Source organism: Pristimantibacillus sp. PTI5 (assembly GCF_048572955.1).
Classification (GTDB): domain Bacteria; phylum Bacillota; class Bacilli; order Paenibacillales; family Paenibacillaceae; genus Pristimantibacillus.
The window spans coordinates 5,645,113-5,657,102 of the sequence record NZ_CP183886.1 but is presented as its reverse complement, the minus strand read 5'-3'; the positions used below and the strand labels follow the sequence as shown (position 1 = coordinate 5,657,102).

Below are 11,990 nucleotides of genomic sequence, written 5' to 3'. Positions count from 1 at the left end.
AACCAAACCAAAACAAATAAGCCCGAGGCTATGCCCCGGACAATGGTATGCGTCATCAAATATTCTCTACAGCTGATTATTCTTTTTTAATTGCTCACTTAACCAGACCAAACGCTGCTTCGACAAATTGTAAATCCATACAATGGCAACTAACGCGATCAGAGAGCCAAGCGCGGGAATCAGTGTGATCAAACTCTTTATTCCTCTCGCTGCTTCTTCCGTTTGAATCTGCAATCCGGAATTATATCCGACGGCAACGAGCGCAAATCCGCCGAGTCCTCCCGCAACCCCTTGACCAATTTTACGAACTAAGGAGTAGACGGAATAGACGGTTCCCTCTTCGCGTTTGCCTGTAATGAACTGCTGATAATCGATGCAATCCGAGACCATCGCCCAAACCAAGATATTTAAGAAAGCCATGCCAAAGCTTGAAACAAAGTAAAAACCGATATACACATAGGGGCTTGTTAAAGGAAGAATAAACATAATGAAATTAATCATTACCGCAATGCTTAAGCCGATGACGGCCGTCTCTTTCTTCCCGTATTTCTTGACCAAAGGAGAGACGAGCGGCATGGCAAGGAGCGCAGAACCCAATCCAATTAAACCAGCAATAGAGATTAATCCCGGCGATTTGAAATAGTCCTTGAACAAATAAGGCGTTATTGCGGATACCACCATCAAAGAGACCATCATTCCGAAGGAAGCGAGCATGATGCCGAGCAGTGCTTTGTTTTTAAATAAGCCTTTTACAGTTATCAATAAGTTTACTTTCTCAGAGGCAGGCTTAACTGTTCTTATTCTTTCTACCGTTAGCCGATAAGAGCTTAAGTAACAAATAATTGCAAGCACTGCGCAAATGACGGCTATCGATACAAATCCGCTTGCTGTAGGCGTTTTTCCGCTGCCGAATATAATGATCGGCGCCACAGTCATTATAAATACATTGGCTATAATCGCACCCATCGTCCTGAATGTAGAAAGTGACGTTCTTTCCACAGGATCTGATGTGATGACGGATGCTAAAGAACCATAGGGAATGTTTATCGTTGAGTAAGCCAAGCCCCATATAATGTAGGCTGCCGTTGCGAGAATAACCTGCCAGCCTGCGGCAACCGGAAAATAAGTAAAGGTCAGAACACCGAAAGCGGTTACAGGAATTGCACTATATAATAGATAAGGCCTAAATTTGCCTTTTGCCCCGACAGGCCTTGAATCGACATAAGCCCCCCATGCCACATCAAATAATGCGTCCAGTACTCTAGCCACGAGTAAAATCATGCCGGCAGTCGCAGCGGATATGCCATAAATATCCGTATAGAACAACATTAAATAACCGCTTATTAATGTAAAAAACAAATCGTTTCCTACGTCTCCGAACATATAGCCGACTTTATCTCTGATCCCGAACTTTCTAACGCCTTGAACGGCCGGAGCCTCCGTCTTTTCCAACAGCTTCGCAGTTTGTTCCATGTCTTATCCCCCGAGTAGGTACAAAATCTCGGGACGGGACAGACGTTAGCCAGCGGCCTTCATCTATCCGAATTCCCGAGTTTACATTTACGTTCATTACATGGTGCAAGGCCAATCGCTATTATTGCTTATAACCGAAATCCGGAATGGCCGACCATCTTTCGCGCAGTGCGTGGGCTGCGTATTTGGGCTTTCTGTCCCTTGTGAAAATACCCTTCTTGTTCCCTTGCACACGGATAAATCCTTGGCTTGTATTAAAATCGGCAAAGTTCCACACCTGCTCGCCGACGAAATTATCGAATTCATCAAACACTTCGTGATTCGCACGCAGGTACTCAACTTGATATTCTTCCGTAAACATGACGGCATCGATATCATGTAGTCCTGCAACCGTATCAGCGCCATATTCGGTCATCACAATCGGTTTGTTTGGACAGCGCTCGCGCCATCCGTTCAGCTCCATACGGAGATTCACTTTCGCATTTTCCAAATCCCCGCCATCCACATACCAACCGTAATACCGATTTAATGCAAGTACATCAACAAGCTCTGCTACTTTGCATGTATCGGGTGTTGACATTAAATGCGTGACGATAGTTACCGGTCTATTTTGCGGGTCAATGGCTTTAGTCAGTTCAACAAGCGGTTTAAAATACTCGTATGCCCCTTCTTCCTCAGAAGCCGGTTCATTCGCAATCGACCACATGACCACGCAAGCATGGTTCTTATCCCTGGCAATCAGCTCTTTAATTATTTCTTGATGATGTTCTTGCGTTTTTAGTTCAGCCCAAGTATTCCTTTTTGGACCTCCCCCAAACAGCGCGGCCATAAAGTTCAAATGAAGTCCTACAGCAGGAGTCTCATCGATAACGACTAAGCCTTCTTGATCGGCTAATCTCATCAGCTCTTCCGAATAAGGGTAGTGTGCCGTACGGAATGAATTGGCTCCGATCCATTTCATTAATCGGAAGTCCATAACATTGGCCGATTCATTAAAGCCTCTTCCGTGAATAGGGGTATCTTCATGCTTGCCGAATCCTTTGAAATAAAACGGCTTATTATTAATCAGGAATTTTCCGTCGATGACCTCAACCGTTCTGACTCCGAAAGGCTGGAAATATACATCAACGATTTGATCGCCGTCTAATAGCTCTACTTTAAGGTTATACAAATAAGCGTTAAGCGGCTCCCACAGCTTCACATCGGCGATTCTGATTTCGCCTTGCGCTTCGCCGGCTTCCCCGACTATTGCACCGTTTGCATCTAATACGCTAACTCTAACGCCAGCCTCTCCCACAACATCCAAAGAATAGTTCACAATCCCTGACTTCTCATTTATTGAAGGAACGATCGTAATGTCTTTGACATACGTTTGGGGAGTCGAATAAATTTTGACTGGTCTATGAATTCCTGCATAATTAAAGAAATCGAAGTTCGGCTGATTCCGAGCAACCTTGCCTACGCCGGGAATATCTTTCTCCGTGTAGATCCCAATCGGGAGCGTTGTTTCGTCCACGATACTATTTACGGCAACCGTTACACGGTTTGAACCTCCGACCAGATTTGAGCTAAGCTCGGCCTCAAAAGGAGTAAAACCGCCTTTATGCTCCATCGTGAGCTCTCCATTCACATAAACCTTTGCCGTATGCGTTGCCGAGCCGAACCGCAGCACGATTCGCTGGGACCTAAAGATACTCGGTACTGTAAATTCTTTCTCATACCATACCCAGCCTACGTGATTACGAATATCGGCGGTTACACCCACATCATTGAAAGACGAAGGAACTGCCATATTCATCGTTTCGCTAAGCGAAGATTGAAACCATTTCTCTTCAAAACCTTTTCCGGAATCCAGCTTGAATTTCCAAATGCCGTTTAAATCAATAATGGCACGGGAATCACTAATAATGGGATATAGCATCTCTCTACTCCTTTTTGTGTACCTTATTGTGTTTCTGTAAGTTAAAGTTTATACTAAAAGCGCTTACAAATATAAGTACTGTATTAGCATATTCAGGACTAAATTAGCGTCAAGGAGACACAATTGAACATGGGACATGATTTTCTCCAAATCACTCCGATCAGTACGACCATTTTTCATTTGACGGGTATTAATACTTTAGTGTTAGACAAAGACGGTTCTACCCTATTCGCTCATGAGCATGACCAACTGTTGGATTTTCTTTTTGAAGAACAGAAAGAAACTCTTCAACACCTTTGCAAGGAAGCGGTGCGACTTGATCAATGCTGCCTCTATACGAACGACTGGGGACTCTCCTACTTAGCTCGAAATTTTCAAACCAGCAATAACGGCACTCTCATTTTGGTAAACGGCCCATTCTTATTACAAATCCCGGATACGAGTAAACTAAACATTCAACAAAACAGTCGATTTGCGTTAGAAGAATTTTTTAGAGGATTGACGCTTCTGGGGATCTCCAAAGTACAAAGTATTACCAACATTCTCGATAAAGCAGAGACGCTTTATCATGTTCCGATGAAGGTTGTCCCCGCAAGACAAAAACAAGTAGAGCAGCATCAAAAATCAATCACTGATTCTAATTATTATCAGCCTGATGAACAGGATGTCGAATTAATCGAACACAAATATCGTTTTGAGAAAGAAATCATGCATGCTGTAGAACTTGGCGACACTGAGCTTATCAACGATTTGATGATAAAAATGAAAAACATGTACGATCTCTCCGACAGGTTCCCGAACCAACCGGTCAGAGCCATGAAAAACGGCTTAATCATTTTTAATACGTTATTACGCATAGCCGCAGAAAACGGAAAAGTGCAGCCATTTTTCCTGCACAAAATTTCAGAAAAATTTTCCAAGCAAATCGAGCGTACTGATAAAATTGAATCCCACGATACTTTAATGGCACTCATGAGCAATGAATATTGCGAATTAGTGAATCATAACGCGATCTCGGGCTATTCCCCTTTGATCAAGAAAGCCATGGAGCACTTAAACACTTACATGGGCAAGCCTCTGAATTTGGATAGCTTGTCGCAGCATTGTTTTGTTCATCCCGCACATTTATCGAGACAATTCAAAAAAGAAACAGGAATGACCCTGACGGACTACCAAAACTTAATCCGAATTAATGAAGCGAAACGGTTATTGAAAAACGCTCAAGATACGATTGCCAATATCGCTGGTGCCGTCGGCTTTAATGATTCCGGATACTTCACACGTATTTTCAAAAAAATTGAAGGCATAACGCCAACGGAATACCGCAGCATACAATAAGATTATTACTCATGCAAAAACAGACCTGAAGCTGCTGGGCAGCATCAGGTCTGTTTAAGTTAACTGTACTCACTTATACAAATAGGCGTAAATGTTATACATCAAAACAGCCGCTTGGGCTCTATTTGTCGTTGCTTTTGGATGAAACGCATTGTCAAATCCCTGAGCCAGCCCCAGCTTAACCATAGCGGCCACGCTATTCACAGCATAATCCGATACCGCTTCGTAATCGCTGAATTGATGAAGTTGTACTTCCTGCGCATCTATTGTCATTTGTTTGACCATTCGCAGCGTTCGCTCTGTCAATACCATCATTTCTTCTCTTGTGATCGGCTCATGCGGCATGAATAAGTTATTACCTTTGCCTTGTGTAATCCCGATCCCTCTGGCAATTTTCACAGCGTCACTGTAGTAAGCGTTCTCTTGTACATCCGAGAATTGAACTCCCGTTCCCTTACTGACATCGAGGTCTAATGTCCGAACGAGCAGGACCAGAAAGTCGGCGCGAGAAACGTGCTGACCAGGATCAAATGCGCTGTCCGATACACCGTTGATAACCCCTTTGGAGGCCAGTACTTCAATTTGTTTTTTCGCCCATTCCAAAGAAACAATATCATCAAATGTCTTCTGAACAAAGGCTACTGCATATTGACTAAAATGTGTTGTCGAAAAAATCACAGTACCCGTTACCTTATCAAATCTGCCGTTTGGTACCGGAACTGCTTCTCCCTCTTCGGACAAATACCGCACAACGATATGCTCATGATGCGTCAATTCCTCCTCATTCGGCGTGTAAGGTATAGTTACTGTTACGGGAGCATCCGGGTTGCTCCAGGAAATAGTTTTTCCGCCAGCATGCAAGCTAATATCAACAACAGGCCGGTCACCAATCTGCTTCCATACCCCTTGTTCCGGTTGACGGACATCGGCTTTCCCTACCCTCAGCCCGACTCTATTTTCGGATATTTCACCTGCTTTAAACATATGATTGGACACCAATACCGTCGCAAGCGGTGAAACAACTTGAACTCGAATTAAATTTCCATTATTTGCGAAAGCTCTAGTCGGTAATTGCAGTTCATAGTGGTTCGCACCAGGCACTTCTTTGCTTATTATTTGTATCGTTTTTTCCCCTTTTTCATTGGGTGTTGCCTGCTGAACGGTTTGATCCCAATCGGCTTCATTTACGGCTGCGATTGCTATTTTCGTTACAGAGTCCAGCTTTACATCAGGGGTTAATGTTGCTAGTCCTGGTTGATTTATTGGCGGAATTATAGGAATAACCTCTGTAGGATTTCCTGTATTTCCTCCCGGAATAGCACTTACGATCGATGCCGTTACCTTTGCATCTGCCGGAAAAACAGCTGCGTTCAATTGACTATCCACAAGCTGTAAGCTTTTCAACTGGATCGCAGGGTTTCCTGCACGGATCGTTTCAAACGTTACTTTTGCAAGATTTACCGTTCCGTTCTCACCGGGGTTTTTACCTGTCTTCGTAAATGCGAATTGAAGATGATTGCCATTCGGTTTAAGTTCAACCGTAAAGCCATCTGAAATACTGCTTGTCATATTTTTATATTTCAGCATCGTATGGTCAAAATCAAGATTTATTTCAAACGCATAGACATCGGTTAAATTCATTCCATTAACGGTAACCTGAATCTCATGACCTAGCGTCACCTGCTTGTTATTTATCTGTAAGGAAAACGATGGCGTAGCAGCAGCAAAAGAAGCCTGTGGGAACAAAAACAGGATACTCATCAATAAAGTTAGGTTAAATAACAGTAAGTTTCGTCTCACTCCAAGACCCACCCTTTCGGTAAGAGGAGGGGAAGAGCTGCACTCTCCCCCTGCCTTTACAATTAGTTGATTTGTTGTGCTAGCGTAGCAATATCGACGATGTCAATTTTACCATCGGCTTCAAGATCGAATACCTGATACTGAACCCAATCTGCGCTGCTTGATCTTTTTCCGTAGGCAACGGCCATCATGCCCAGATCGCCAATGTCCACCTTGCCGGAATTGTTAAAGTCTACTCTAAAGAAACCTTGCGAAGCGTTAGGCAATTTCATGGTTACTCCATTACCATCAGAAACTACGATATTTGATAATGCAATGGCGTTAGCCGACACGATATTTGTTTTCGCTTTAAGTTGGATGCGAAGTAGATTACCATCTGTCTTTATCACATTGTCTGTTCCTAAGCTTGCGAGTAAAATCTTCACTTTCCCTGGCTCGATTTGCTTGTGACTCGCGACGGATAAGCCTAATTTCAATGACTCTGCTTTAACAAATTCGTATTGCTCTGGATCAAAATTAAGTGTCATATCTTGAGCAGCAATGCCCCCGGTAGCACCTTTCGCTACATTGCTCAAACCGTAATTCAAGCTGAATGTGGTACCTTCCGTAACCGCAATTTTTCCGGTTAACGAAGTATCAATTTGATTGTAAGATAATCCAAAACCAAACGTGTAGTCGTCGCCAACTGCATTCGTGTAGGTGTAGTCGAACGTCTCGGCGTAGCCTGGTACGTCCGGTGCGTTGTTCAATACTGCCTCTTGGTTAGCTGGGATCGTGATCGGCAGCTTACCTGTAGGGTTGAAGCGTCCGCGCAGCACGTCGAGCAGGGCTTCAGCCTTGACGTTGTAGGTTGCCACGACAGCTGCAGCGCCGGGCTCAACCTCGTTGATAACCCACGGATTGGTCATGTTGATCACGAGGGCAGTCGGAACGGCCGCCTCGATCTGCTTAACCTTTTCCACGTCGATACGGGTGAGCTCATTCAATTGGATCTCCACCGTGGAGAGGTCAGGGTACTCGTATGCTCGTGGCCGTAACACCACGAGGGCGGCGTTTGCCTCTTCGAGTGTGTTCACGATTTTCACCGACGGATCCTCCTTGGCGATGAGTTCCTTCATTGAAGTGGTCTGATCGGCGCTGCTGGTACCGTTGAAAACTTCCACGTATAACTTTGTAGTAGCGAGGTCTGCGTCGGTCAGAGGCAGCATACCCTCATTGTTGCGCAGGAGCGTAACCGACTTGAGGTGAGCCTCGTCGGCCCGTGCCTGGTTTGCTGATGAGTCGGCGATCGCCTGGGCCGCAGCCGGGTCAACGTACGGGTTCTCGAACAGTCCGAGATTGAATATCTCCGTAAGCAGAAGCGTCAAATGAGGGGTGAGCTCCTCTTCATTGAGCACACCTGTGTTAACCGCGGAAATGAGTCCGGCTGGATTGTTGTTGTCTGAGAAGATGCTCGTTCCGGCGCGGATCGCCTTAGCGAATTTCTCCTCAATCGACAGAGTCTCTACGCCATAAGCCATGTTAGTCAGAACGCCGCTATCGCTGTTCACGTAGCCCTTGAAGCCCAACTCGGTCCGCAGCAGGTCGGTGATAAGGCCCTTGTTGTAGGCACCTGCCACCTGTTCGAACTGCTCGGTTTCAGAGTACCAAAGCTCTTTCGGGAGCTGATCGGCACTCATCTCGTTGTTAGGAACGTTATAGAAGGACATGATCGAGTTCGCCCCTGCGTCAATTGCAGCCTGGAACGGCGGAAGTTGGTACTTGAATAAGCTTCCAGCCGTCGGGTAGAGCGTGAATTTGCCGTGCGGTAAGTGCGGGTCCAGACCTCGTAATACAGGTCCGTCACCCGGGAAGTGCTTGACGGTATGGACGACAGACTCGCTGTTGATCTCCTCCCCTTGGAAGCCTAGGACAAGCTGTTTGGCTATCATCGCGTTTAGCTCCGGGCTCTCTCCGAAAGATTCGCTGATACGGCGCCAACGCGGCTCTGTCACGACCTCAACTGTGGAGCCGTAGATCTTGCGGATGCCGGACGCGCGCCACTCTTCGCGGGCGATCTCTGCAAAGTCGCGGTTAAGGGCTTCGTCTTGTGTTGCCGCCATGCCCAAAGCTCCAGGCCAAGTGGAGAACTGTCCAGAGGCCTCTTGGAAACCGAACTGGAGAGATTCTGCAATGTAGTTCCGCGGGTTGGAGGTAAATACGAGCGGGATACCCAGCGGTGTGGCTTCCGCGATCTCCTGATACGTGTTGTTCCGTGTGGCTATATTGAAGGCAGTAGGGTTGTCGCGTAAGATGAAGTAGCGGATGTTACGATTTTGGATGAAATCGTTGACGGTGGTGGCATTAGGATTAGAGGTGATCTGCATAAGGCCAGCTTTCTCCGCCACACTCATGCGAGTAAGGAGATCGGCCACGCGCTCCGCTGTAGTTAGCTCCCAGTTTTCATAAGGATCCAGTTTACCGTTATCATTTGAATCTTTGTATCTCTTGTCATTGATCAAAAGCACATTTTTTGCACGAGCAGTGATTTCAGGCTGAGTCGTGCCGCCGGCATCCGCACTTGCCTGTGTCATAACAAACGGAGAAGATAGCAATGAAACAACAAGCATCGATTGTACAATCTTTTTAGTATGTTTTGAGAATTTAGTCATATTCCGTCCCCTCACTCTACTTCAATTTTTAAATTGTTTTCGATTGCGTTATTCCGTTTCTTCTTTCGATACAGCGCTTTCATATTGAAACAAATAAACATCCGATTCGATATCTTCTATGTACTCTCCCCCCTCCTTCTTTCTTAATTTCATTCTATAAAGATATTAATTTAAAATATATGTAATATATTTGTGTTACTTTGTATTATTTTGGTTTAAATTCTTGTCTTCCTATATTCACTCGGTGTTACACTCACTATTTTCTTAAAGGTATTACTAAAGTAAGCAAGATCCGCATAGCCAAGCCGTTCAGCTATTTCTGAAATACGCAGCGAAGTCTTCTCCAACAATCTTGTCGCTTCCTTCATCCTGATACCAGTCATATAATCGGTATAATTATGGCCTGTCTGCTGTTTGAACAGCTTGCAGAAATAGCTTGCGTTCAAGTGCACCATCGCGGCAGCTTCATTCATTGGCAGATCTGGTACGGATAAGCTAGCAATATGACGGATGACTCGCTCGATAGGGGAAATTTCATTTAAATCCATAGGTTGATTATCTGGCTTCGAAGCTCTCCCCTTCTCCTGTTTCTCCAACCACTTCTGCAAACAAGCAGCCATACTGTCTGTCTCAACAGGTTTAAGCATATAATCAAAAGCACCATGCCGTATGGCCTGCTGAGCGTAAGTGAAATCGTCATGCCCGCTGACAATAACGACTCGTGTCATGTGCTTGCGCCGCTGTATTTCCTCTATTAATGCCAGCCCGTCCATCACCGGCATCCGAATATCCGTTAGAACTATATCTACTTTATTTTGGCTCAGCCAATCAATCGCCTCCATCCCGTTCGTTAATTCATGAACGACTTTAAAGGGAAGCTCGGTTTTCTCGATTGTCTTTCTTAATGCGGTGCGTACCCATCTCTCATCCTCCACGATTAGAATGCTATGCATTCAACTACCTCCCTTTGAAGCTGCTTGTAGAGGCAAATTAATTCCAACCGTTGTTCCTTCACCTGGCTGACTTACGATGAATAATCCAAAATCATCGCCATGGATAAGACGAATACGCCGATGTACATTCATAAGACCAATGTGCTTGCCCGTCAATTCGATTCCCTCCCGCAGATCGAGTTTTCGAATCAATTCTGACAGCATAGTTGGATGAATTCCTGGACCGGAATCAGTTATCAAAAGAGTAAATATTCCATTGTCAGGCGATCTTTCGGCACTTATGACAATATGCGTCGTTCCCGAACGAGGCTCAAGCCCATGAACGATACAGTTCTCTATTAAGGGCTGTAAGGTGAACTTTGCTATCTTTTGATCCAGCGCCCAATCCGGTATATCCACAAGGTAATCCAGCTTCTCTTCAAACCGGAATTTTTGGATTCGCAAATAAATATCTCCGATTTCCACTTCCTGCCGCACCGTCACCTGAGGAGCCTCCTCTTTCACGTTATACCTCAAAAGCCGTGCGAGAGAAGCCGCCATTACAGAAATTTCATCCCTATCGTACAGAAGCGCCATACCTCGGATCGTGTCCAAAGAATTATAGAGAAAATGTGGATTGATCTGCGCTTGAAGCATCTTCAATTCCGTATCCTTTTGACGCAAATTCAATTCCGTCGCTTTCAATTTAGAGAAATAGATTTCTTCAAGCAGTCTGGAAAGCCTCTCCACCATCTTATTAAAGCCATGTGACAGCAAACCGATCTCATCTTTGGAATCGACAGAAACCTTACAGGAAAAATCACCCGTCTCCACACGTTTTACATATTCATGCAAGCGTTTGATAGGCTTAACCAGGCTAGAAGCAAATCCAATGCCAAATACATAGGCAACCAACATGAATACTATGGTTGTGAACAGTATGGTTCTCCCTATATAATCCCTCCCGCTCATCAGCTCGTCATAGGGAATAGAAGTAACAAAATACCATTTTAATAATTCGCTGCGGCTGAATGTCAATAAATTTTTAGCCTTATCAACAGATATTAAAGAGCCGCTGCTCTTACGCTGCATCCCTTGTACATCCTTAGCATTAGCTTGTTTCCCGATTAGTGAGAAATCAGGGTGATACACATAATGCCCTTGTTCATTGATAATGGACAAATAACCGATCTTACCCGGTTTAACTCTGTAAGCAACATCCTGCACGCGCTTGTAGTTCACATCAATGATCAGCATGCCAATTGGCTTCAAGGTTTGAGGACTTACGATCCTCTTCATGACGGAGATGACGGCCAGCTCTTCTTGCTGCCACTCGATAAGCCGGCTAATGATTTTAGGTTCACCGCTCTGCGGGATCGAAGGATACCAATATTCGCTTCTAAGACTATATAATGACTTATCATCCGCTTCATCTGCAGAATCGACAACTTGAATATCGTCGAGAATAATCGTGATATTGAGAATATCGGACCGTGAATAAGCTGAATTTTTCAATAAATTACGTATGCTTTTGACGATATCGCTCCGCTCGACTTCTTCTCGTGTCCCCATTCTCAGAAAGCTCACGGTGTCGGAATGATTAATGATTTTGAGTGTGTTGATTTCAAAGTCACGCAGGTAGTCCTCCACATAAAGCTGAACCTGATCGATAATCTGCAGGCTGTAGTCCTGCGTCTCTCTCTCTAATACATGCGAGGATTGACGGTAAGAAATAAGGCCAGCAAACAACATCGGCAATGTAACCAACAGCGCTGAGAAAACTAATAACTTCGTCATGAGTGAGTGATTGCGAAGAAGAAAGATATGAAGGATAGATTCATAACGTTGTTTCCATGACGGCATTCAATTTCCACC

Annotated in this window: 7 protein-coding genes; 1 reads left to right on the top strand and 6 read right to left on the bottom strand. The window is 44.8% G+C overall.

Translation table 11 applies throughout. From position 1 onward, the window contains the following. Positions 1-66 precede the first annotated feature (66 nt). Together ACN6MW_RS25000 and uidA are read right to left on the bottom strand one after the other, a co-directional pair. Positions 67-1,473 carry an MFS transporter gene (locus tag ACN6MW_RS25000; RefSeq protein ID WP_419872567.1) on the bottom strand — a complete coding sequence of 469 codons (1,407 nt, stop codon included), beginning with the start codon at positions 1,471-1,473 and terminating at the stop codon, positions 67-69. Between the two features lie 121 nt (positions 1,474-1,594). After that, complete coding sequence (uidA, locus tag ACN6MW_RS24995) at positions 1,595-3,394, bottom strand: beta-glucuronidase (protein ID WP_419872566.1); 1,800 nt, start codon at positions 3,392-3,394, stop codon at positions 1,595-1,597. Between the two features lie 129 nt (positions 3,395-3,523). On the opposite strand from uidA, the gene ACN6MW_RS24990 reads away from it, so the two are divergent. Continuing rightward, positions 3,524-4,732 carry a helix-turn-helix transcriptional regulator gene (locus ACN6MW_RS24990; RefSeq protein ID WP_419872565.1) on the top strand — a complete coding sequence of 403 codons (1,209 nt, stop codon included), beginning with the start codon at positions 3,524-3,526 and terminating at the stop codon, positions 4,730-4,732. Positions 4,733-4,801: 69 nt separating this feature from the next. Here the strand turns inward: ACN6MW_RS24990 and ACN6MW_RS24985 are convergent, their stop codons facing one another. From ACN6MW_RS24985 to ACN6MW_RS24970, 4 genes are all read right to left on the bottom strand, one after another. Continuing rightward, positions 4,802-6,532 carry an S-layer homology domain-containing protein gene (locus ACN6MW_RS24985; RefSeq protein ID WP_419872564.1) on the bottom strand — a complete coding sequence of 577 codons (1,731 nt, stop codon included), beginning with the start codon at positions 6,530-6,532 and terminating at the stop codon, positions 4,802-4,804. A gap of 62 nt (positions 6,533-6,594) precedes the next feature. Continuing rightward, entirely contained in the window at positions 6,595-9,183 is a 2,589-nt protein-coding gene (locus tag ACN6MW_RS24980; protein ID WP_419872563.1) for a glycoside hydrolase family 3 N-terminal domain-containing protein, read from the bottom strand. Positions 9,184-9,398: 215 nt separating this feature from the next. Then, positions 9,399-10,136, bottom strand: a complete 738-nt coding sequence (locus ACN6MW_RS24975; RefSeq protein ID WP_419872562.1) for a response regulator transcription factor — start codon at positions 10,134-10,136, stop codon at positions 9,399-9,401. Beyond that, the gene (locus ACN6MW_RS24970; RefSeq protein ID WP_419872561.1) at positions 10,137-11,978 is read right to left on the bottom strand and encodes a sensor histidine kinase; all 1,842 of its coding nucleotides are present in this window, start codon (positions 11,976-11,978) and stop codon (positions 10,137-10,139) included. Positions 11,979-11,990 lie beyond the last annotated feature (12 nt).

Coding starts and splice junctions, on each gene's coding strand:
- ACN6MW_RS25000 (WP_419872567.1), bottom strand. CDS start 1,473: ATGGAACAAACTGCGAAGCTGTTGGAAAAGACGGAGGCTCCGGCCGTT.
- uidA (WP_419872566.1), bottom strand. CDS start 3,394: ATGCTATATCCCATTATTAGTGATTCCCGTGCCATTATTGATTTAAAC.
- ACN6MW_RS24990 (WP_419872565.1), top strand. CDS start 3,524: ATGGGACATGATTTTCTCCAAATCACTCCGATCAGTACGACCATTTTT.
- ACN6MW_RS24980 (WP_419872563.1), bottom strand. CDS start 9,183: ATGACTAAATTCTCAAAACATACTAAAAAGATTGTACAATCGATGCTT.
- ACN6MW_RS24975 (WP_419872562.1), bottom strand. CDS start 10,136: ATGCATAGCATTCTAATCGTGGAGGATGAGAGATGGGTACGCACCGCA.
- ACN6MW_RS24970 (WP_419872561.1), bottom strand. CDS start 11,978: ATGCCGTCATGGAAACAACGTTATGAATCTATCCTTCATATCTTTCTT.